20 protein-coding genes and 1 pseudogene are annotated in these 23,808 nt (G+C 39.8%); 18 read left to right on the top strand and 3 right to left on the bottom strand.

The annotated features are described in order from the left end of the window. Positions 1-608 precede the first annotated feature (608 nt). A complete protein-coding gene (gene glmS, locus BLL40_RS14255; RefSeq protein WP_073712535.1) occupies positions 609-2,411 on the top strand; it encodes a glutamine--fructose-6-phosphate transaminase (isomerizing) in 1,803 nt (600 codons plus the stop codon). 134 nt (positions 2,412-2,545) lie between these two features. Here the strand turns inward: glmS and BLL40_RS14250 are convergent, their stop codons facing one another. After that, a complete protein-coding gene (locus BLL40_RS14250) occupies positions 2,546-2,815 on the bottom strand; it encodes a hypothetical protein (protein WP_073712534.1) in 270 nt (89 codons plus the stop codon). A 554-nt stretch (positions 2,816-3,369) separates the two neighbouring features. On the opposite strand from BLL40_RS14250, the pseudogene BLL40_RS14245 reads away from it, so the two are divergent. From BLL40_RS14245 to BLL40_RS14210, 8 genes and pseudogenes are all read left to right on the top strand, one after another. Continuing rightward, positions 3,370-3,729: pseudogene (locus BLL40_RS14245) on the top strand (VOC family protein). 670 nt (positions 3,730-4,399) lie between these two features. Beyond that, positions 4,400-5,698 (top strand): MFS transporter, encoded by a 1,299-nt coding sequence (locus BLL40_RS14240; RefSeq protein WP_073712552.1) that lies wholly within the window; start codon positions 4,400-4,402, stop codon positions 5,696-5,698. A gap of 184 nt (positions 5,699-5,882) precedes the next feature. Beyond that, positions 5,883-6,224 (top strand): zinc ribbon domain-containing protein YjdM, encoded by a 342-nt coding sequence (locus tag BLL40_RS14235; RefSeq protein WP_073712533.1) that lies wholly within the window; start codon positions 5,883-5,885, stop codon positions 6,222-6,224. A 470-nt stretch (positions 6,225-6,694) separates the two neighbouring features. Continuing rightward, positions 6,695-7,264, top strand: a complete 570-nt coding sequence (gene ectA / locus BLL40_RS14230) for a diaminobutyrate acetyltransferase (protein ID WP_073712532.1) — start codon at positions 6,695-6,697, stop codon at positions 7,262-7,264. Between the two features lie 104 nt (positions 7,265-7,368). After that, complete coding sequence (ectB, locus tag BLL40_RS14225) at positions 7,369-8,652, top strand: diaminobutyrate--2-oxoglutarate transaminase (RefSeq protein ID WP_073712531.1); 1,284 nt, start codon at positions 7,369-7,371, stop codon at positions 8,650-8,652. A gap of 34 nt (positions 8,653-8,686) precedes the next feature. After that, positions 8,687-9,073 (top strand): ectoine synthase, encoded by a 387-nt coding sequence (locus BLL40_RS14220; protein WP_073712530.1) that lies wholly within the window; start codon positions 8,687-8,689, stop codon positions 9,071-9,073. A gap of 192 nt (positions 9,074-9,265) precedes the next feature. Next, positions 9,266-10,108 carry a KPN_02809 family neutral zinc metallopeptidase gene (ypfJ, locus tag BLL40_RS14215; protein ID WP_073712529.1) on the top strand — a complete coding sequence of 281 codons (843 nt, stop codon included), beginning with the start codon at positions 9,266-9,268 and terminating at the stop codon, positions 10,106-10,108. A 139-nt stretch (positions 10,109-10,247) separates the two neighbouring features. Then, entirely contained in the window at positions 10,248-10,565 is a 318-nt protein-coding gene (locus BLL40_RS14210) for a thioredoxin family protein (protein WP_073712528.1), read from the top strand. Between the two features lie 138 nt (positions 10,566-10,703). On the opposite strand, the gene BLL40_RS14205 is transcribed toward BLL40_RS14210, so the two are convergent. Next, on the bottom strand, positions 10,704-11,702 hold the full coding sequence (locus BLL40_RS14205; RefSeq protein WP_425429428.1) for a DMT family transporter: 999 nt from the start codon (positions 11,700-11,702) through the stop codon (positions 10,704-10,706). A 137-nt stretch (positions 11,703-11,839) separates the two neighbouring features. On the opposite strand from BLL40_RS14205, the gene BLL40_RS14200 reads away from it, so the two are divergent. From BLL40_RS14200 to BLL40_RS14185, 4 genes are all read left to right on the top strand, one after another. After that, positions 11,840-12,721 carry a LysR family transcriptional regulator gene (locus tag BLL40_RS14200; RefSeq protein WP_073712526.1) on the top strand — a complete coding sequence of 294 codons (882 nt, stop codon included), beginning with the start codon at positions 11,840-11,842 and terminating at the stop codon, positions 12,719-12,721. 229 nt (positions 12,722-12,950) lie between these two features. Continuing rightward, the gene (locus tag BLL40_RS14195) at positions 12,951-13,433 is read left to right on the top strand and encodes a MarR family winged helix-turn-helix transcriptional regulator (protein WP_073712525.1); all 483 of its coding nucleotides are present in this window, start codon (positions 12,951-12,953) and stop codon (positions 13,431-13,433) included. Next, positions 13,430-15,154 carry an ABC transporter ATP-binding protein gene (locus BLL40_RS14190; protein ID WP_073712524.1) on the top strand — a complete coding sequence of 575 codons (1,725 nt, stop codon included), beginning with the start codon at positions 13,430-13,432 and terminating at the stop codon, positions 15,152-15,154. The genes BLL40_RS14195 and BLL40_RS14190 overlap by 4 nt, the downstream gene beginning before the upstream one ends. Further along, the gene (locus BLL40_RS14185; protein ID WP_073712523.1) at positions 15,151-17,013 is read left to right on the top strand and encodes an ABC transporter ATP-binding protein; all 1,863 of its coding nucleotides are present in this window, start codon (positions 15,151-15,153) and stop codon (positions 17,011-17,013) included. The genes BLL40_RS14190 and BLL40_RS14185 overlap by 4 nt, the downstream gene beginning before the upstream one ends. A 75-nt stretch (positions 17,014-17,088) precedes the next feature. On the opposite strand, the gene BLL40_RS14180 is transcribed toward BLL40_RS14185, so the two are convergent. Continuing rightward, a complete protein-coding gene (locus BLL40_RS14180; protein WP_073712522.1) occupies positions 17,089-17,865 on the bottom strand; it encodes a TatD family hydrolase in 777 nt (258 codons plus the stop codon). 469 nt (positions 17,866-18,334) lie between these two features. Here BLL40_RS14180 and BLL40_RS14175 point away from each other — a divergent pair, with 469 nt between their 5' ends. From BLL40_RS14175 to BLL40_RS14155, 5 genes are all read left to right on the top strand, one after another. Next, on the top strand, positions 18,335-19,060 hold the full coding sequence (locus tag BLL40_RS14175; protein WP_073712521.1) for an ABC transporter ATP-binding protein: 726 nt from the start codon (positions 18,335-18,337) through the stop codon (positions 19,058-19,060). Between the two features lies 1 nt (position 19,061). Beyond that, positions 19,062-20,090 (top strand): ABC transporter permease, encoded by a 1,029-nt coding sequence (locus BLL40_RS14170; protein ID WP_073712520.1) that lies wholly within the window; start codon positions 19,062-19,064, stop codon positions 20,088-20,090. Positions 20,091-20,108: 18 nt separating this feature from the next. Further along, complete coding sequence (locus BLL40_RS14165) at positions 20,109-20,759, top strand: TetR/AcrR family transcriptional regulator (protein ID WP_073712519.1); 651 nt, start codon at positions 20,109-20,111, stop codon at positions 20,757-20,759. Positions 20,760-21,172: 413 nt separating this feature from the next. Continuing rightward, a complete protein-coding gene (locus tag BLL40_RS14160; RefSeq protein ID WP_073712518.1) occupies positions 21,173-21,895 on the top strand; it encodes an EcsC family protein in 723 nt (240 codons plus the stop codon). Between the two features lie 474 nt (positions 21,896-22,369). Then, positions 22,370-23,803: an MDR family MFS transporter gene (locus tag BLL40_RS14155; protein ID WP_073712517.1), complete on the top strand. Its 1,434-nt coding sequence runs from the start codon at positions 22,370-22,372 to the stop codon at positions 23,801-23,803. Positions 23,804-23,808: the final 5 nt, after the last annotated feature.

The following is a 23,808-nucleotide window of genomic DNA, read 5'->3' as shown; positions in this document are numbered from 1 at the left end:
CTGGATGTTCAGCCTGTCTTTTTTGAAAAATGAAGTTTCATCATTTGATAATGGCGGTTCCATTTTTCTCTTCATCCGCATCTATTAATAGTATGTACGATGCCATAGGCACTTTGGTTTATCTTTTTAAATTTGTGAAGCTCAGTTGGTCAGCAATGTTTTTTTCTATTGCATGCAGGTATGATTGTAGAAAGAAGCGAATTAAATGATATGTTCATCATGGAGCACTGGCCCTGGCTTGTCGTATTGCACTGTTTTTAAAAGAGGGGGACTAGGTTTTTAATTGACGAGAGGAATAAAAAAAGGTATGATTACTGTGTTTTACTTACACTAAGAAAGGAGCAGAGTAGGGTTTACTAGTTTGACTTAAAAGCGCCTGAACTAAGCGGGACGACAATACGCTTAGTTGACGAGGGGGAGGTTTATCGATGATTCGGCGGATGCCTCCCGGTTGCGGTACACAACTGTTATGTTCAATCTTTAAAACAGCGGGGTAACTCGGATGTACAAAGGGATTGGACTTGTACCATATAAAACAATAGGGGCGCGGCAGGCAATGTGCTTGACCAGTGCTTTTTTGCCGACGCCTCCAATCAGGAGGAAAATATATGTGCGGAATCGTTGGATATATCGGAAGCAAAGATACGAAAGAAATTTTATTGAAAGGGCTTGAAAAGCTCGAATATCGTGGGTATGATTCCGCTGGTATTGCTGTGCACAACGAAGAGGGTGTGCACATTTTCAAAGAAAAGGGTCGTATCGCTGATTTGCGTGCCGTTGTTAATGAAGATGTTCAATCAAGTGTAGGAATTGGACATACTCGTTGGGCAACACACGGTGCACCAAGCTTTTACAACGCACATCCACATCAAAATGAAGACAGCCGTTTTACACTTGTTCATAACGGTGTAATTGAAAACGATGAACAGCTGAAACAAGAATACTTGCTCGAAGTCCCGCTTCAAAGCGATACGGATACAGAAGTGATTGTGCAGTTGATCGGTTTACTTTCAAAAGAAGGAATGACGACAGAAGACGCATTCCGCAAAACATTGTCTCTTTTAAAAGGCTCATATGCGCTTGCACTTCTTGATAAAGAAGATAAGAGCACGATTTATGTGGCGAAAAACAAAAGCCCGCTTCTTGTCGGTCTTGGCGAAAACTATAATGTTGTCGCTTCTGATGCAATGGCGATGCTTCAAGTAACTGATCAATTTGTTGAATTGATGGATAAAGAAATGGTGCTAGTAACACGTGAAAGTGTCACAATTAAAAATACAAACGGCGAAATCATTGAACGTGCCTCTTATAAAGCGGAACTGGATGCCGGCGATATTGAAAAAGGTACTTATCCGCATTACATGCTAAAAGAAGTTGATGAGCAGCCGTTCGTCATTCGTAAAATTCTGCAATCGTATCAAAATGAAAAAGGCGAGCTGACAATTGAAGCGGACATTTTGAACGCATTAAACGAAGCAGACCGCCTGTATATCGTTGCGTGCGGCACAAGCTACCATGCTGGTCTCGTTGGAAAGCAATATGTAGAAAAAATGGCAAACATTCCAGTAGAGGTACATGTCGCAAGCGAATTTGTTTACAACATGCCGTTACTGTCAAAAAAACCGCTCTTTATCTTTATTTCACAAAGTGGTGAAACAGCGGACAGCCGTGCTGTTTTAGTGAAAGTTAAAGAACTGGGCCATAAAGCATTAACAATTACAAATGTAGCCGGTTCTACAATGTCACGTGAAGCGGATTACACATTGCTTCTTCATGCGGGTCCGGAAATTGCGGTTGCATCAACGAAAGCTTACACAGCTCAAATTGCTGTACTGTCTATTCTGGCAGCCAATGTGGCTAAGTCGGCAGGTATTGATATAGGCTTTGACCTTGTACACGAACTTGGTATTGCCGCAAATGCAATAGAGGTTCTTTGCGACAGTAAAGAAGAATTTGAAAAAATTGCGCGCGACTATTTGTCAGCAACGCGTAACTGTTTCTTCATTGGCCGTTCAATAGATTATTATGCTGTTCTTGAAGGTGCACTGAAGCTAAAAGAAATTTCATACATTCAAGCAGAAGGGTTTGCCGGTGGGGAATTGAAGCACGGGACAATTGCGCTGATTGAAGACGGCATACCGGTTATTGCCCTCGCCACACAGAAAGCGGTGAACTTGAACATCCGCAGTAACGTGAAAGAAGTCGCAGCCCGCGGCGCCAATACATGCGTGATCTCAATGAAAGGCCTTGATCAAGAAGGAGACCGCTTCGTATTGCCGGCCGTACATGAACTGCTTGCACCACTCGTAGCTGTTATCCCATTCCAGCTTATCGCCTACTATGCAGCATTGCACCGCAACTGCGATGTAGATAAGCCGCGTAACTTGGCAAAATCAGTAACGGTTGAATAATAAAAAAGCGGTTGGTTGTAAGTATTGTAATTTAAGAATAAAGTCAAGATGTTTTAAAAAGTTACGAAGCACTGGCCCCTTTAGATATGATTATCTAAAGGGGTGTTTTTTAATCCAAAGATTTTGATCTATCATTAAAATTTACGTTTCAATCCTGTTTTGGCAAGTTCGTATTCTATTGGAATATCTGTTTCTCCATACCACGCTTCAAGCTTAATAACATTACTTATAAATCGTTCTAAGATTATATTCATTAACGATAGGCATTGCATTGTTATTTTCGATATTAATACAGATTTTCTACTGATAATTATAATAAGAACTACAGCTGATGCATTGGCAATTAAGCCAATAGAAGATTCGGAATCAATTACCATTGCCCATTGTTTATTTTGTATATTCATTTGCCAATTTCCCTTTTTTCTTCAACTTAATTTTGCTTTCTGAAATAAAGTGAAACTTCATTCAGTGGAGGTTAGGTTCACAGGATGTGAATCATGCAGACGTTGTCACAGGACGTGACGATCTTAGTCTGCGTTTCCCGCTATCCCCTGCGCTTATCCATCTTTTCTTTTCGACGTCTTGAAGCGGGGATCTTACTGCCTGTTAATGCGGGCTAAAAAGTTCAGTTAATCCAAACCTACAAGTGTTTGTAGATTTGAATAAATGCTGTTTGTTTTTACATTTTTAATCTAATACTTTTTACTATACTTCAAAAAAGAATAGAAAGAAGTACTTTATAATATTTTATACAATGAAGGATTTTCTGGAAAATCTGTACAGCATGGTTATCGTAGAACAATTTTCAGCTATTGGGCGCGATTGTTGAGCAAAACATGTAGAAAGTGATTAAACTTTTTTATAAAAACTAAATTCAAATCCACAAAAGAGGAATTCATTTTGATCAATCTTTTTACAAAATGGCCTCTTTTTATTTACTCTAAAAGGAGATTAAGGGATGAATCGTTTAAATTTAATTACTTTGGGTGTAAAGGACATGGTGGAATCGCTTAAATTTTATCGTGATGGACTCGGATTTGAAGCAGTAGTGTATGGAGATGAAACAAATCCACCCGCAGTCGGCAGGGGATTTGGAGGAGTCACGCTTGCTTATAACGAAAAGTCGAAAGAAGAGGTTAATGAAGTGTTTTCGTTAGCTGAAAAAGCTGGAGCAAAAGTCATTAAGAAGCCAGAAACAGTGTTTTGAGGTGGATATAGTGGCTATTTTCAAGATCCAAACGGATTTTATTGGGAAGTTGAGTATGGAGACAATTGGGAATTTGATGTTAATGATATGTTAATGATCCGCGAAGATTAGGACAGTATGATAGTAAGCAATCGGACGAGATTTTGAAGGGCCACAGGCAGAACATGATCAACCCTTTTTTAAAAGAATGATTCAATTAAATATATTAAGGGCGTGTTTTGATCAATCTTCTTTCAAAACACGCTTTTTCTTTATGTTTGTTCATTAAGGTTGTCAAAGAACGCTGTTACTCCACACAGACTTGTGATTTTCAATATCTTAAGTAGACAGTTTTGCTTAATACTATTCAGGGGATTGCTCCGTCAAAGCTGCGACGCCTGGCATTTTTGCAATTGGTGATATGGGGTTATGATGGATACCAAATTGTCCTCATACATTAGCAGCTTGATTTGTATCAACATAAGTATAATTTCATGGACAGCATTTAGTTAACTCTCTATGATTAAAACAAGAGAGGAGATGCTCAACATACAATTAAAATAAGCGTAAATATAATGGTTATTTCAAGAAAAGGGTAGATGGATGATTGTACTGGTTTAGCAGAGTAGGCAGACAAGACGGTCACTTTTCAAGGAAATATAAGTACGCAGAGAGCAACATTACTAAGCTAGATCTACATCTATTATTTACAAAGTTTCAGGATTAATTATGCAGGAGGATACGATGAATAAAGAAATTATACAATATGCAAAGTCAGTTCCTTGGAAACGGGGTCTGCGTGATGCTGAATAAACCAGATGATTCAGATGCTTTAGCAAGTCAACCAGCTTGGTTGCAGAGTTATATTGATTCCCCAGAAAAGCAGCGACGACTATATCGACGGACGTTGATCACCGTTGTTATCTCACAAATTTTCGGCGGTGCAGGGCTAGCAGCAGGCGTAACCGTCGGAGCACTTCTTGCTCAGGATATGCTAGGTACAGATAGTTTTGCAGGGGTTCCGGCTGCGTTATTCACTCTAGGTTCTGCTGGCGCAGCACTACTTGTAGGGCGACTCACTCAACGGTCTGGGCGCCGTTCAGGACTTGCGGCAGGATTCTTGGCTGGCGGTATTGGAGCGATGGGCGTAGTGATTTCAGCAGTAACTAATAATATACTGCTTCTTTTTGCTTCACTACTAATCTATGGTGCCGGTACTGCTACAAACTTACAAGCACGCTATGCAGGTACCGACTTAGCCAATTCTACACAGCGAGCAACAGCGATCAGTATCGCAATGGTAGCAACTACATTCGGTGCTGTTGCGGGTCCGAACTTAGTTGATGTAATGGGCCGATTCGCCACGGCCATCGGAGTCCCTGCTTTAGCTGGTCCATTCATTTTAGCGGCGGCAGCTTATATTATTGCCGGTTTGGTGCTTTTAGCTTTACTTCGCCCAGACCCTCTCGTTGTTGCAAAAGCAATTGCAAATGTGCAGAAAATGGATGAGAGCAGCCATTCACATATGAATTCCAATATACTAGCAATCAACAAACGAGGAATCGTTGTTGGAGCCGCGGTAATGGTCTTAACACAAATTGTCATGGTAGCAATTATGACAATGACGCCAGTACATATGGGACACCATGGACACGGGTTGAGTGAGGTGGGACTGGTCATTAGCATCCATGTCTGTGCCATGTACCTTCCATCCCTCGTCACAGGTATCCTTGTTGACAAGGTTGGTCGCACTGCAATGGCCATCGCTTCTGGTGCCACTCTACTTGCTGCTGGTGTTGTGGCTGCTGTTGCACCTGTCGACTCGATGGTGGTACTCACCATCGCTCTCGCTCTGCTTGGACTTGGTTGGAATTTTGGTTTGATTAGCGGCACAGCACTTATCGTGGATGCAACGAACCCGTCCACTCGCGCAAAGACGCAAGGATCTGTTGATGTTTTGATTGCTTTGGCTGGGGCATCGGGTGGAGCACTATCCGGCATGGTCGTAGTACACTCAAGTTATGCAACACTCTCACTTGTTGGGGGCATCCTATCATTGTTGCTTATCCCAGTCATAATCTGGTCCCGTAACAAGGGCTAACACTAGATTTAACAGGAGACATTTTGGGGCTTCAAAGGATGTGTAGGATTTTCGGAGTGATTTATGTACTTTATTAGATTAGAGATAAGGGACCTTGTTCCATTAAAATAAAATATTATTTATCCTTATTTAGGCTTTATTGATATGATTAGAATGAACAATAACGAATGGAGGAAATAAAATTATGTCTGATTTGCCAAATTGTCCAAAATGTCATTCAGAATACACGTACGAGGATGGGAGTCTTTTTGTGTGCCCAGAATGTGCTCATGAGTGGACTTTAGAAATAGAAACTGAAAGTAGCAATGATAAAAAGATTGTCAAAGATGCAAATGGCAATGTCTTAAACGACGGCGATTCTGTAACGATCATCAAAGACCTTAAAGTAAAAGGAAGTTCATCAGTTATAAAAATAGGGACAAAAGTAAAGAGTATACGTTTGGTTGATGGAGATCATGATATTGATTGCAAAATTGATGGTTTTGGAGCGATGAAATTAAAATCTGAATTTGTTAAAAAGGTATAATATCATCTCAATAATTCATGAAAGGAACGTCCATTACGTTAGTTTTATAATGTAATGGACGTTCTGTTTTTTTTGATATAAAGGATCCAGCTTAGTACAATCTATAGAATGTTTTTCATGTAATTTACAGCATTAGTGGGTAAATGAGTGAAAAATGAAGTTATTGGCAGTAATAGAAGTATTAAGTTGCTCTAAGCCGAGTTGAGACATTTTAGGATTGTTACAGGTATGCTGAGTGACTTTGACACATATGTGTTACTGCATTAACCTTAATATAGTACATTTACGAAAAAGAAATTTAAGGTTTAGACGGGGGATCAACTATCCATAAAAGCCCGATTGGTTCAACTAACATTCAGTGGGGGATGAAGAAAGCCCGGGCTGAATGAAGTTTCACTTTACTATGCACTAGTCGTATTTTCAAGAATGACAGATCATTAGCAAGAATGAATTTGAAAAATAGGAGGAGAATGCTATTGTCAGAAGAAGCCAAAAGTGGGATTACCGTTTTAGAAAAAAAAGACGTCATATTGAGAGCACCAACAGTAGAAGACGGGGGAGAGGTATGGAAGTTAATTAAACATACGGGTGTGCTTGATTTAAACTCTTCCTACAGCTATTTAATGTGGTGCACGTTTTTTAGTGAAACGAGTATTGTTGCTGAAGCAGGTAATCAAATAGTAGGATTCGTATCTGCTTTTATTCAGCCTAAATCACCTAATACCATTTTTATATGGCAAGTCGCAATAGATGCTTCATACCGTGGAGAAGGTCTTGCTTCTAAACTGTTAAAAACACTTTTTAATAGACGAAATATTCGAAATGTTCGGTATTTAGAAGCGACAATAGGACCTTCAAATCGTGCTTCACAGGCCTTATTTTACAAGTTAGCAAGAGATTTATCGACTGATTGTAACGTCACACCATGTTTTATTGAAGAGCAATTTCCAGAAGAAGGGCACGAAGAGGAATTGCTCTTCAGAATTGGTCCAATTAATCCCGCATTAACGGGCAGTAAGACCCCTGCTTCAAGACATTGAAAAGAAAAGAAGGATAAGCGGGGGATGAAGAAAACCCCCACTGAATGAAGTTTCACTTTATTACTAGTATAGATAAATAAAAAATATGGAGGAGTGAAGAGTAAATGTTAATGACAATTGATCAAAATTCTATGAAAACATTCGAAAATTATGAGTCGCAAGTACGAAGCTATAGCCGCAGTTTTCCGACGGTATTTAATAAAGCAAAAGGTTCAAAAATGTGGGATATAGAAGGAAAGGAATACATCGACTTTTTCGCAGGTGCTGGGGCATTGAATTATGGTCATAATAACGAAAGTATGAAACAGAAAATTATGGACTACATACAAGAAGACGGAATTTCTCATAGTTTAGATATGGGAACGGTAGCACGCGCTAACTTTCTTGAAAGGTTCAATGATGTTATTTTGAAACCGCGGAATTTAGACTATAAAGTCATGTTTCCTGGACCAACTGGAGCAAATACGGTTGAAAGTGCATTGAAAATTGCAAGAAAAGTAACAGGAAGAGACACGATTATCAGCTTTACAAACGCTTTTCATGGGATGACGCTCGGTGCGCTTTCTGTAACAGGAGACTCTTTTAAGCGAAAAGGAGCAGGTATATCTCTTAATAATACAGTTGCGATGCCTTATGATAACTACTTTGGCAATAATAGTTCGATTGAATACTTAAAACGTTTCCTTGAAGATTCAGGGAGCGGAGTCGGTCTTCCTGCGGCCGTTATATTGGAAACGGTACAAGGAGAAGGTGGAATTAACGCGGCGAGTTTTGAATGGCTGCAAGAGATCGAAAAGCTGTGCCGCCGTTATGACATTCTGTTTATTATAGATGATGTTCAAGCGGGATGCGGCCGAACGGGAACATTTTTTAGCTTTGAACCTGCACGTATTAAACCAGATATTATTTGTTTATCAAAGTCAATTAGTGGTTATGGGCTACCGATGGCTCTTACACTCATTAAGCCAGAATATGATATTTGGGGACCAGGTGAGCATAACGGAACATTCCGGGGGAACAATATGGCTTTCATAGCAGGAGCAGAAGCATTATCATATTGGGAAACAGATGAGTTTGCGGAATCGATTCAAGAGAAAGCTAACATTCTTCAAGAACGCTTTGAAAAAATCGTCAGTGATTATCCGGAGCTTAAAGCAACGGCAAGAGGTCGTGGTCTTATGCGGGGAATCGCTTGTGGAAAAGGCAAGGAAGACTACGCAGTGAAGATTTGTTCAAAAGCTTTTGAGAAAGGCTTGATTATGGAGACTGCAGGACCAGATGATCAAGTCATTAAATTTCTAGGAGCTCTTACGATTGATAAAGAAGAGTTAAACAAAGGGCTTGATATTTTAGAAGAAGCGTTTAAAGAAGTTGTTAGAAATAATTAAAAGCAATTGCTATTATCAAAGGAGAAATGGACATATGATCGTTCGTACACTTAATGAAATTATAGGTACAGAAAATGAAACGAAGGCTGAAACATGGTCAAGCCGCCGGTTTCTTTTGAAAAAAGATAATATGGGTTTTTCATTCCATGAAACGATTATTTATGCGGGAACAGAAACGCATATCCACTATCAAAACCATTTAGAAGCGGTTTACTGCGTAGGGGGAGAAGGAGAAATTGAAACGGTATCTGATGGGAAAGTCTATCCGATTCAAGATGGAACGATGTATGCTTTAAATGAAAATGATGAACATTATCTTCGCGGTAAGACGGATATGCGGTTGATCTGTGTATTTAATCCACCAATTGTCGGAACAGAAACACACGATGAGAATGGTGTTTATCCACTTCTTCAAGATTAAATCTTTTTCAAAAAACGATGGATGAAAGCAGAAGATGTTCATATTGAGCGTCTTCTGCTTATTTTCTTTTTCAAGCTGAAAATAAGTTAAAGAGGTGGAGTGAAAATCAATATTTAATCATTATATCCGTCTAGTTTCCCATCACAATGGGTATAACACTATAACGATAAGTGCTTCATGGAGGGAAATACGATGAAATGGCAAGGAAGAAGAGGAAGCTCAAACATTGAAGACCGCCGGGGGATGAGTGGAAAAGTGGCTCTCGGTGGCGGGATTGGGGGAGTAGGACTAATTTTTGTGATTATTTTTACGCTGTTGGGCGGCAATCCGGGCGAATTGCTGGGCGGTCTTTCCGGTACGGATAGTGATGCACCTTATGAAGAAACCGATCAGGAGCGGGAACTCGCCCAGTTTGTGTCGGTTGTCTTGGCAGATACAGAAGATGTGTGGACAGAGATTTTTCATGAAGAAGGAATGCAGTATAAAGAGCCGATATTAGTGCTTTATTCTGGTAGTGTCCAGTCGGCATGCGGCGCCGCTGGTTCATCGGCGGGTCCTTTTTATTGTCCAGGTGATCAGAAGCTATATATCGATTTAAGTTTTTATCAAGAATTACAAAATAATTTTAACGCACCTGGCGATTTTGCAATGGCATATGTTATTGCCCATGAAGTGGGCCATCACGTACAGACGCTGTTAGGAACGTCTCAGAAGGTGAACGCTCTTCGCGGGAAAGTAAGTCAGGAAGAATACAACCAGAATTCTGTGAAATTGGAACTGCAGGCCGATTATTATGCGGGCGTATGGGCACACCATGCGGAAGGAATGAATGTGCTTGAAGAAGGGGATCTTGAAGAAGCGTTGACGGCAGCAAGTGCTGTTGGAGATGATACGATTCAAAAGCGGGCGCAAGGATATGTCGTGCCGGAAAGCTTTACCCATGGAACATCTGAACAGCGGAGACACTGGTTTCACAGAGGATTCCAATCGGGCAATCTTCAAAATGGAAATACATTTAATACAGGGGATTTATGATGAGAGAGTTATCTCAAAGGGAGGCGTCTTTTTGATGAGCGGAAGGACTAAATATTTGGATTCTCTGCTGCATTGTCCCTTCTTTCAATGCATTGTAGTATAATCAAATCGAGAAAATAATGAGTTGGAGGAGAATAAAGTGGAAAAGTTACAGTCATTGGAGCAATTTGAAAAATTGAAAAAGAACGAGCGTGTCGTCTTTATGTTTTCTGCGGACTGGTGCCCGGACTGCCGTGTTATTGAGCCAATTTTACCTAGCATTGAAGCAGACTATCCGGAATATCAATTTATCTATGTAGATCGTGATGAGTTCATCGATTTGTGCGGCGAACTGAGTATTTTCGGCATTCCAAGTTTTGTGGCATTTCATGAAGGGGAAGAAACAGGCCGCTTTGTTAGCAAAGACCGGAAAACAAAAGAAGAAATCGAAGCGTTTTTGAACAGCTTGTCTGCTTAACTGTTCGTTAACAGCTGTCATCATAAATCGAAAAAATCCTTTGTAATGGAGAGACAGGAAGTGCCTGTCTAACTTTATTACAAAGGGTTTTTTACGATACAAAACGATTAATGATTGAAAAATGTGGGATATGGTCTATTAAGAGGCTTTTATCTGTGATTGCTTCCCAAAAGGGAAAGCTCTTCTATTCCTTTGATGCAATCTTAAAAATAAATTATTAGAGATTAAAGAAACGATAATTAAAATGGTCCCAATCATATCAAAGGAAGTTATTTTATAACCTTGAACGATCGAAATAATGAGCGTAGTGACTGGAACAAAGTTAATAAAAAGGATTCCGTTCAAAGGTGAAAGGATACCGACTCCAATGTTCCATCCGAGTAAAGCGATGAGACCTGGAAAAATAATCATAAATAATAAATTTGGACTTACTATTTTTATTGTTTCAGCAGTCGGGACAGAAATATGGCCTAAAAAAGTAGCCATTAAAACGATAGCTAAAGCTGTTGCTGTCCCTAGTAAACAGCTTAATGTTGAATAGCGGAGCGCCGACCAATCACCGAATTGATTTCTCCCCATCGTATAGATCACCCAGCCAACGACGGCAATGAATATGAACAATGCAGGGATAAAATCACTCGTTGCGGTTATGAACGATTGAAAGTCTCCTTTTGTGATGACGAGAGAGACACCGATAAAAGCTATAAAAACGCATGATAGTGTAAATAGATGAGGACGATTTCTCTTGAAAATCCAAAGTAAGATAATAGATAACATTGGCATTAATGACTCCATAATGGATGCAAGCATTATGCCTGATTCACCTAATAAATCTTCACCCCAAAAAATAAGTAAATTATAAACAACAAAGGCCATTGATCCAAAGAACCATAAGGATAACCCTTTTCCTTCTAATCGAAATGCTTGTATTCCTTCTTTCCACAAAAGAATAATGATTAAGAGGACAGTTACAGATACATAACGAATAATCGTAAAATAGAACGGGTCAATATATTGGAATGCATGGTTGGCTACTGGAAACATCGCCCCCCATGAAATGCTGGCTATTAAGCATAATAAAGCCCCTATTAATACATTGTTTTTCAAAAAATCTCCACCTTCATTCATGATCAACATTGATTAAACTACATAAACCGACAATATTTATTAAACTACATAAATCGACATCATGTATAACGATTAATAATGATGTTTAGAATCAATTTTAGTGATATCATAGAAGCGACAATGGAACCGGAAGGGAAATGGGGAAAATGGAATTTAAAGATTTGCAAGTATTCCAAATGGTCGCCAAAAAGGGGACAATGACAGGAGCAGCGAAAGAGCTCAATTACGTACAATCCAACGTCACATCCAGAATTCAAAAACTTGAAGCTGAACTGAATACGCCCTTGTTTAACCGCCATAATCGTGGAATGATTTTAACACCTGAAGGGAAAAAACTATTAATATATAGTGAAAAAATACTGTCTTTAGCAAATGAAGCGAAAAAAATCATTCGGAATTCAGAGGAGCCTTCTGGTAAATTAGAGATTGGGTCCGTTGAAACGGTCATTAAATTACCGATTATTTTATCTGCCTACAATAAAAAATATACACATGTTGATCTATCACTCGTCACAGGCGTTACTGAGCAATTGCAAGAAGAAGTGCTGAATTATCGACTAGATGGGGCTTTTGTGACGGAAGCAGGTCGTCACCCAGATTTGATTCATCATAGCGTTTTTCAAGAGGAACTGGTTTTAATATCCGATCTGACACCAACATCATTCGAACAATTAAAAAGCACACCATTTTTATGCTTTAGTAAAGGGTGCGGGTATCGGGCAAAACTCGAAGAATGGTTCAAAGATGAAAAAATAACGCCAAGCAAAATCATGGAGTTCGGAACGCTAGAAACGATTTTAGGCAGTGTTGTCGCAGGTCTCGGTATCACATTCGTTCCTAAATCGTCTGTTTCTTATTTGGAAGAAAGAGGAGTCATTCAATGTCATTCTATCCCTGAAAAATATAGTAAAATCAACACGATTTTTATTAGACGAGCGGACACATACTTGACTTCCACAGTTGAAAAGTTTATTGAAACGATTGATTTTTGTAAAGAAGAAACGAATTATCCTTTGTCTTTTGTTTGAGTTAGTATATTTAAAAAAGCAGAAGGATTATGGTTATTTTTAGGATAATTGTTAATGGAGAAAGCTGAATGTTAGTGTCTGTCCCTCGGTGTGTGAAAGTGCCGTAGGATAGGCGCTTTTTTACATATCCAGCTTGACCGTGAGAGAAAAAGTCGATAAACTCAAAAATGATCAAAAAAGAACTGTTCTATTTAGAACTATTCTAAAAAGGAAGGATGGTGATGTTGGAATGGAGAGTGAAAATCAAAGAATTATGCGTTCAACACAACTATTGCGTTCATTTTGGGACGTGCAGAAGAATTTGATGCGTTTCGTTCAAAAGACCGCAGTAGAAAATGGTTTGTCAGTTCCTCAATATTCCGTTTTGATGACGATAGCACCCCATAAGGAAATGATACAAAAGAGCCTTGGAGAGAAAACATTTCTTCCAAAAAGCACACTGAGCCAAGCAGTCGACGGACTCGTTCAAGCAGGTTGGCTTAATCGTCAGCAAGTGGAAGGCAACCGGCGGGAAATGCAATTGTCGCTCAGTGAAAAAGGAGAAAGGTTTATTAAAACGATTCATTTGCAGGAAGACGGCGTTCATCAAACATTCCAATCTGCAGTTGAATCGTTCACTGAAAAGCAGTGTGAAGAGCTGCTTAAAGCGCATCTGCACATTGCTACTTATTTAGAAGCGCAAGCAACAGAACAGGGAGAGGGTAAGAAGTGATTAAATTACTGAAAAACTTATCTGTTTATAAATGGATTGTAGCAGCGGTTTTCGTTCTTGTGTTCGTTCAATCTATGTCAGACCTCTTTTTGCCTACATTAATGGCGGACATTATCGACAAAGGAGTCGTAACAGGAAATACTCCTTACATTTGGAGAATCGGTGGATGGATGCTGCTAGTTTCAGCACTAGGCGCTTCTTCTTCTGTTATCGCAAGCTATTATTCATCTAAAGCGGCGATGGGGCTTGGACGCGATATTCGCCGGAAAGTGTTTAATCACGTTGAAAAGTTTTCGCTTCAAGAGTTTGACGAAGTAGGAACGGCGTCACTTATTACACGAACGACCAATGACATTACGCAAGTTCAGCAAGTAGTGATTATGATGCTTCGTATGGTGATTAGTGCACCGATTATGTTAGTCGGCGGCGTCATTATGGCTGTGTCAAAAGATGCTAAATTATCACTCGTTATCGTGATCACAATGCCGGTCTTGATTGCTTCAATCTTGCTTATTTTGTATAAAGGGGTGCCTATGTTTCAAACGGTGCAAAAACGGTTGGATCGATTGAACCTTGTGTTACGAGAAAATCTAACGGGAATTCGTGTCATTCGTGCTTTTAATCGTGAATCTGAAGAGAAAGTACGTCTTCAGCGAGCAAATAAAGAATTGACAGACGCCTCCATTAAAGTAAATAAAGTCATGGCGTTCATGATGCCTGTGATGATGCTCGTCATGAATTTAACGGTTGTTGGTGTTATCTGGTTCGGCGGCATTCGTATCGATAACGGGGGCATGCAGATCGGAGACTTAATGGCATTTATTCAATATGTAATGCAAATCATGTTCGCACTTGTCATGGCTTCTATGATGTTTATGATGGTGCCGCGCGCTGCCGTATCAGCAAAACGGATTAACGAAGTTCTTGATATGGAACCGGCATTTCGAGATGAAGGGACCGCAAAGGCGGATCGTGAGCGCGGCACGCTTGAATTTGACCATGTAACGTTCAGTTACCCGGGAGCGGAAGAACCAGCCTTATCAGATATTAGTTTTACCGCAAATCCTGGTGAAATCACTGCCATCATCGGCGGAACGGGTTCAGGGAAATCAACGCTCGTTAATTTGATTCCTCGTTTTTATGACATATCAGGTGGAACCATCCGAGTCAATGGTGTTGATATTCGCGATGCATCACAAGAGGAAATCCGTTCGAAAATAGGTTTCGTGCCACAAAAGGCCATGCTCTTTACAGGTACGATTGCTGATAACATCCGTTTTGGAAAACAAAATGCTACACAGGATGAAATCGAACATGCGGCTCGTACGGCACAGGCAGACGATTTTATTCGTAAAATGAAAGACGGCTATCAGGCAGACATCGAACAAGGCGGATCGAATTTATCGGGAGGACAAAAACAGCGATTGTCGATTGCACGGGCGCTCATTCGAAAACCAGATCTATATATATTCGATGATAGCTTTTCCGCCCTTGATTTCAAGACAGATGCCAAACTTCGTGTGGCGTTGAAAGAGGAAACAAAACATGCGACGGTGTTACTCGTTGCACAGCGTGTTAGTACGGTCGTCGACGCTGACCGCATCATCGTTTTAGACAAAGGACGCATGGCAGGCATGGGTACACACGAAGAGTTGCTTCAGACAAATGACGTTTACCGTGAAATCGTCCTGTCCCAGCTCACAGAGGAGGAAATCGCATGAGCAGTCAGAAAAGACCTCAAAGTGTAGGTCCGATGGGACATGGACATGGTCCAGGTGGCGGGAACATGATGATGATGGGACAAAAAGCAAAAAATTTTAAAGGAACGCTGAGACGTCTTTTAACTTACTTAAAACCGCGCAGGAATCAATTGATCGCTGTTATCTTAGCTGCAATCTTAAGTACAGTCTTTATGATTGTTGGTCCAAAAATCATGGGGACAGCGATTACGGAATTATTTGAAGGTGCCTATGGGAAGTTTCAAGGAATACCAGGAGCCGCTATTAACTTTGATAAAATTGGCCAGATTCTTCTCGTTCTTGCTGGACTATATGTCTTCAGCAGTTTGTTCAACTACGTGCAGCAGTATATGATGGCCGGTGTTGCGCAAAATACGGTGTATGACCTTCGAGAAGACGTTAATAAAAAGCTTGAGAAACTTCCGCTTCACTATTTTGACGGACGTTCGAACGGAGAAACACTGAGCCGCATGACAAATGATATTGATACAATCGGCAGCACACTCCAACAAAGTTTGACGCAGTTTATCACATCGATCGTTACGATTATTGGGATTGTCATTATGATGCTTTCGATCAGTCCGATACTGACGTTAATTTCAATCGTCAGCTTGCCGATTTCAATTTTTGTGATTCGGCCTATTTTAAAAAGATCTCAAAAACATTTTGCTGATCAACAGCGTACACTAGGTCAATTAAATGGGCACATTGAAGAAATGTATACGGGCCATCAAGTTGTGAAGGCATTCGGACATGAGAAACAGGCTGGCGATCAGTTTGATAAGGTCAATGAAGAATTGTATGAAGCGGGACGAAAAGCCCAGTTCATCTCCGGTATTATTATGCCAATGATGTTCTTTATCGGAAATTTAAGCTATGTCTTAATTAGTGTGGTCGGTGGAATTTTAGTGACACAACGTGCCATTTCAATCGGTGATATTCAAGCATTTATCACCTATTCAAAGCAATTCACACAGCCCATTACACAAACGGCCAACATTGCAAACATCATTCAGTCAACAGTCGCAGCAGCTGAGCGCGTCTTTGAACTGCTTGACGAAGAAGAAGAAACGAAAGAAATAACGACAGCTAGCTTAACAAGAGCGCAAGGCGCTGTTACTTTTGAACATGTGGATTTCGGATATGGAGAAGACTTGTTAATTCAAGATATGAACATTGAGGTCTTGCCTGGACAGACGGTTGCGATCGTTGGACCGACTGGAGCCGGTAAAACGACGATGATTAATCTTTTGATGCGTTTTTATGAATTGAATGGCGGTAAGATTAAGCTTGACGGTCTAGATACACGAGAGGTGTCTCGACATGATCTAAGGGAGAGCTTTGGAATGGTACTTCAAGACACATGGCTCTTTAATGGAACGATTAAAGATAATATTGCTTATGGAAAAAGCGGTGTAACAGACGAAGAAATTTTTGCAGCAGCCCGGACAGCTCATGCTGATCATTTCATTCGCACGCTGCCAGAAGGATATGAAACCATTTTAAACGAAGAAGCATCGAACATCTCTGAGGGACAAAAGCAGCTTCTGACCATAGCGCGTGCAGTCCTCGCAGATCCGCCAATCATGATATTAGACGAGGCAACATCGAGTGTGGATACGCGGACAGAAGTCTTTATCCAAGAGGCGATGAAGCGGTTGATGGAAGGGCGGACTAGCTTTGTCATTGCCCATCGACTCTCAACCATTAAAGATGCTGATTTGATTCTTGTGATGGATCAAGGAAAAGTGATTGAGCAGGGAACACATTCAGAACTGTTAGAGGAAAATGGTTTCTACGCCGATCTTTATAACAGTCAGTTTTCTGAAAAAGCAGGATAAATAGGGAGGGGCTTTCTTAAAAGCTTAGGCGGCGTGCATAAAATTCAAAAAATAGTCCAAAAAGCCCCTCTCTTGTTAGTTAAAATAAAATTGTTTCGTATTTTCATATAATCTATCGTATACTTCCTGCGCTTTCATCTTTTTGATGAAAGCGATTTTTTCTATTGCGTGATGAATCATTTGGGGATGGGTCATTTTTTTCTTAAAGGGTCCTTCAAATGGCCAAGGCCCATCTGTTTCAACCATCATATGCGACAACGGATACTGTTTGACGAGCTGTTGAGTTTTCTGTTCGTATAAGACATCAGGTGTGATGGAAACAAAATAGCCATTGCTCGTCATTTGTTCCATCGTTTTCTGATCACCTTTAAACCAGTGGAAATGTGCTTTGGTGATTGAATACTTTTCCAAAAGTGTACAGACGATTGGCGCGTCTTCATTGATAGCGTGAAGGACGATCGGTTTATTCAGTGCCGCTGCCTGTTGGATGAACTGCTCCAACAGCTCGATATAAGGCTCTATCGGAATGCTGGGCTCTTTTTTTCTCAAATAATAGGGCAGCCCGACTTCCCCAACGGCAGCCATATGCGAGTGATATTTATCAAGAAAAAGCTGCAATTCCGCCAAATCTATTTCCGTCGGCAGCGCTTGTTCTGGATGAAAACCGAAAGCTGGTCTAATTCGGTGATCTTCTTGAGATAATTTTAAATTGGCCTTTGCAGAAGAAAGATGCTGTGACACAGAAATGAATGCTTTTATCTTATATTTTTCCATGTCCCTTAAAATAATAGCCCGTTCTTCCTCACAATATAAATCGAAATGAATATGAGCATCAATAATTGAATGATTCATTTGGTTCCTCCATTTATCCCGCGTTAACGGGCAGTATGATCCCTATTTCAAGACTTCGAAAAGAAAAGAAGGATAAGTGGGGGATCAACTGCTCGTAAAAGCCTGATTGGTTTGGGCCTGCTGAAGCCGGTCACTCAGGTATTGCCGCAGGACGCGGTGCTCTTTACCTGAGTTCTTTTTTATTAAGAGGAAGGCAGACTAAGAACGTCACGTCCTGTGACAACGTCTGCATGGTTCACATCCTTTGAACCTAACCCCCATTGAATGAAGTATCACTTTATAATCGATTCATTTACTTTAATTAAGGAATATTCTTTATGAAAATCTCCTATAGTTAGTATGAATCATTTTCATTTCAAAGTGAAACCGAAAGTTAGTTACATACAAAGCTGTAATATAAGTTGATAAGGAATCAGTTATGGCATAAAATAAAAGTGAGTAATCACTCATTTTAAAAAGGGGTGGAATAATGGAGGCGACAAAAGCGTGTATTTCAATTCGTCATGTCTCGAAAAAGTTTGGAAAACAGCAAGTACTGAAAGAAATTAGTCTGGAGATTATGGAGGGTGAAATATTTGGTTTATTAGGTCCATCGGGTGCTGGTAAGACGACGTTAGTAAAGCAGCTAGCCGGATTAGATATTCCGACATCAGGAGAAAACTTTCTGTTTGAAGAAAAAATGCCGTCCTTGAAGCTAATTGAAAAAATAGGGTACATGGCTCAATCCGATGCCCTTTATGAAGAACTGTCAGCGAAGGAAAATCTTCAATTTTTTTCAGCTTTGTATGGATTAAAAGGGAAAAATCAGCAACAAAGAATAGAAGAAGTGATGAAGCTTGTTCAACTTTCAAATCATCTTCACAAGCCAGTTTCTAATTACTCTGGAGGAATGAAGAGAAGGCTGTCGTTAGCTATCGCACTCCTTCACGAGCCTAAAATTTTGATTCTCGATGAACCGACTGTAGGCATTGATCCAGTGCTACGGAAAAGTATTTGGGAAGCTTTTAATGAATTAAAGAATAAAGGGACGACTCTTATTGTTACAACACACGTCATGGATGAAGCGGAAAAGTGTGACCGGTTAGGATTGATTCGAGATGGTCGTCTTATCGCTGTCGGTACTCCTGAAGAGTTAAAAGGAAAAACAAATTCAGCGACGATTGAAGAAGCTTTTCTTGTGTATGGAGGTGCTTAATATGAGAATTACGGCGTTAGTGATTAGGATCTTACGGCAGATCGTACGGGATAAGAGAACGATGGGGCTGCTTATTTTTGCTCCGATCCTTGTATTGACTATGTTGCATTTAGTCTTTAATGGCGATGAGTATACGCCGAAAATTGGATTCGTTCATGTTCCTGAATCCATTATGAATCAAATCGATATGTCTGATGCGAAAATCACTGTATATAAGAATGAAAAAGAAGCGAAAGAGGATTTATCTTTCCAAGAGATAGACGGTTATTTAGTATTTAACAATCAATTACCTGCTATCTTTTTGGAAGGCAGTGATCCTGCTGTCAATGGAGCTGCTGTAAAGTGGATTCAAACGGCACTCAAATCCTTGCAGGGAAGCGAACAGACTTTAGAGCCTAAAGTGGACTTTCTGCATGGTTCTGAAGAGATGGGACAGTTTGATTATTTTGGACCCGTATTACTTGGATTTTTTGTCTTTTTCTTTGTGTTTTTGATTGCAGGAGTGTCATTCTTAAGAGAACGAACAACTGGAACGCTTGAACGGCTTCTTTCCACGCCATTGCGCAAATGGGAAATTGTCATAGGGTATGTACTAGGCTTTGGAATCTTCACAATGATTCAAGCAACGATTATTGCCGCGTATGCGATCTATGTGTTAGGTATGCTGATGGAGGGCGCATTTTTGAATGTGCTATTTATCATCTTGCTTCTCTCTTTAACAGCTCTCACACTTGGAATATTATTATCATCATTCGCTAATAATGAGCTGCAAATGATTCAGTTTATCCCCATCGTCGTCGTACCGCAAATTTTCTTTTCAGGATTGTTCAACCTGGAAACGATATCTGAATGGTTGAAGTGGATTGGACCGCTTACCCCTTTGTATTATGCTGCTGACGCATTAAGAGATATCATGGTCAGGGGCTACGGATGGGATGAAATTTACAGGGATGTCCTTGCCTTGTTAGGCTTCTCCATTTTGTTTATGGTCGTAAACATCTTGGCACTTAGAAAATACCGAAAAATATAAGAAGTGAAGGAGCTCGAAATGTCTCAACAGGATAAAATGATAGAAGAATTATTCCATAATGCGGATGAGTTAACAGAAAAACAGAAAAAAATCGTAGCAGCTGCCATTGATTCGTTTGCGGAAAAAGGATATGCAGCAACATCTACAAGTGAAATCGCGAAAAAAGCTGGTGTGGCGGAAGGAACAATATTTAGACATTACAAAACGAAAAAAGAGTTGCTTATGGCTATTGTTGCCCCAACGATGGCAAAACTGATCGCACCGTTTGTGATCAAAGATTTAAATAAAGTGTTGAATCAAGATTTTGAAAGATTAGAAGACTTTTTAAAAGCGTTTATCGAGAATCGAATACAGTTCCTTAAAAGCAACATGCCGCTTTTTCGGATCTTCATTCAAGAAATTCCTTTTCAACCAGAACTGAGGGAACAATTCAAAGAGCACATTGCTCAAAAAGTACTCGAGCGGCTTAGACAAATTGTTGAACACTATCAAGCAAAAGGACAAATCATTGAAATGCCGCCAGACACTGTTATACGAGTGGCTGCATCGACTATTTTTGGCTATATAATTGCCCGTTATTTGCTCTCGCCCGAAGAAAAATGGGATGACAATGCGGAGATTGAAAGAACGATCCAATTTTTAATGAACGGATTATCGCCTGAAAAATAGAGGTGAAATTCTGGGGTTCTATAAATCGGATCACATAAGCCTAAATGAGTATGGGCATTAACAAGGAAATGATTCATCTTTTTTTATCCCCATTAACGGGCAGTAAGACCCCCGCTTCAAGACGTCGAAAAGAAAAGAAGGATAAGCGGGGGGATCAACTGTCTGTAAAAGCCCGATTGGTTCGGGCCTGCTGAAGCCGGTCACTCAGGTATTGCCGCAGGACGCGGTGCTCTTTACCTGAGTTCTTTTTTATTCAGTGGGGCTAAGAGGAAGGCAGACTAAGAACGTCACGTCCTGTGAACCTAACCTCCGCTGAATGAAGTTTCACTATATCTATTTTGATTTACAGAAGCTAGTTTCGATAAAAGGGCGTTATAAAGTTATCCGGATCGATGTGAAAGAGAGGTGAGGAAATGATTGACTATAGTGTGAAGGTACGTGATGAGCTGCAAGCCTGGAAGAGAACAATGATCAAGCAGTCAGGCTTCATAACCCGAGTATCGAAGAAAACGCAAGGGAAAGTAAACGAGCTAATTCCAGAAAAAGTCCATAAAATATTGACAGAGAGTATTAAAAGCATGGTAAAGACGACACTTGTTGGCTCAAATATCATGACTAATAAACACCAGGCAACTGGGTTGAGCCTTTATGAAAGGGATGAGCTTTTTAAGAAAAAGTTATCATTATTTCGGAGAACAGCTGTTATTGAAGGAGCTGGAACAGGTGCAGGTGGTCTTTTGCTTGGTCTTGCTGATTTTCCGCTGCTTTTATCCATTAAAATGAAGTTTTTGTTTGAGGCAGCTGCTGTTTATGGATTTGATACGAATGAATATGAGGAACGTCTATTTATTCTTCACGTGTTTCAGCTTGCTTTTTCAAGTGATGAAAAACGAAAGGAAACGCTGCATATTATTGAAAATTGGGAAGAACAGCGGAAGATCCTTGCTGATATGGACTGGTTGGCGTTTCAACAGGAATATCGGGACTATATCGATTTAGTGAAAATACTTCAGTTAATTCCGGGGGTTGGAGCAGTTATAGGAGCGTATGCAAACTATAATCTTCTCGATCGCCTAGGGGAAACAGCGATGAATGCCTATCGATTACGGTTATTAAAAGCGCCTTTGCTTGACTGATAACCTGCTAACTATACTGAAATACACGCTTTTAGGGTCATGCATCATTTAGTGTTTGACTTGTACAAAAATACTTGTTTAAATAAAGATAACCAAAAATGGAAGGTGGAAAAGTACATGATTTTATAATCCTGTTATGAAAAAAATATTCGTTATCATTTGCGAAACCATTTTCTGAACGGGATATATCTGTGCTTTTTCCTAATGCTAAGCCTTAAAAATGGATGAGTGTAGTACGATCTTTTTCTGTTCAGAAAACTGTCATTTTTTAACGATGCTTTTTTGAATAGGATTAGTAATGTACTTATATAGACAATCAGAAATTTTGATGATGGTTTTTTACATTTCTTTTTGTTCTGTACTCATTGCCTCCTATTCACGAATATGAATAGGAGGTTTTTTGTTTTTATAAAAAATCAATAATGAACTTTTATCCCATTTATTAAGAATCAATCTATTAAGCGGAGGAATTATATGAAACCTAAAATAAATACGAAAGCCATATTAATTACTTTCATGATTGGTGCGTTTTTTGCCATATTAAATGAAACATTGCTTAATATTGCTTTAACAAAGCTAATGGTTGTATTTAATGTCGATGCTCCGACTGTCCAGTGGTTAGCGACTGGATTTATGCTTGTTATGGGCGTTTTAATGCCTATGTCGGCCATATTAATTCAATGGTTTACTACGAGACAAATGTTTCTTGGTGTCATGACTGTTTTTTTAATCGGGACCATTATTGCTGCTTGTGCAGTGAATTTTCCCATGCTGTTAACTGGCCGTATGATACAAGCTGTCGGTACTGGATTGTTAATACCCGTTATAATGAATGCCTTGCTCTTACTTTATCCCCCGGAAGTTCGCGGGAAAATTATGGGTACTTTTGGTTTGGTCATTATGTTTGCTCCAGCATTGGGCCCTACCTTGTCAGGAGTCATTGTTGACTTATTAGGTTGGCGCTGGTTATTTATATCCGTTATTCCGTTTACACTATTTTCAATTTTATTTGCGTTAAAGTATTTGCAAAATGTTGGTGAGGTTACTCGCCCTAAAGTAGATGTAATATCTATTATCCTTTCTTCAATTGGAATAGGGGGAATTGTTTATGGCTTTAGCAGCGCTGGAGAAAATCCAAAAGGGTTTCTATCAGCAACGATTATTTCTATTATCTTAATCAGTTTGGTCAGCCTGCTTTTATTTACACTGCGTCAATTAAAGTTAGACGAACCTTTGTTAGATGTTCGGGTATTTAAATATAAAAGTTATGCACAAGGAGTCAGCGTTTTTGTCATTGTTATTATGGCGATGTTTGCTTCTGAAATTGTGATGCCAATGTACTTGCAAGGACCTCTCGGATATACTGCGAAGGTAGCGGGGTTATTGCTGTTACCAGGTGCCTTATTAAATGGCCTCATGTCACCAGTAATGGGCACTTTATTTGATAAATATGGCCCTAGAAAATTAATTATACCCGGTACAATCGTGTTAATCGGAGTCATGATCTTCTTTAGTAATATCAATCCTTCTATACCGATATGGTCTTTCATTATAGTCTATATCCTATTGATGCTGTCTATTTCGGCGATCATGATGCCAGCACAAACGAATGCGTTAAATGAATTGCCAAAGCATTTATATCCACATGGCACAGCCATTTCGAACACATTGCAGCCTATCGCAGGGGCACTTGGCGTTTCGATCTTTGTCAGTATCATGACTCAAGGCAGTAAAAGTCATGTTGAAGAACAAACAGCCCGGGTAACAGAGCAGTTAATGAATGAAGCAATGACTGTCGGTGTACACCATGCCTATTGGTTTGCATTAGGCTTATGTATTGTTGCTTTCATTATCGCTCTATCTATTAAAAAAGCAATTGCCCCAGAATTTGATACAGATATGAAATGAAAAAT

Origin of the sequence: Domibacillus mangrovi (assembly GCF_001906925.1) — a bacterium.
Classification (GTDB): Bacteria; Bacillota; Bacilli; order Bacillales; family Domibacillaceae; genus Domibacillus; species Domibacillus mangrovi.
Note: the sequence above shows the minus strand (reverse complement) of the source record. Positions and strands in the feature narration are given on the sequence as shown.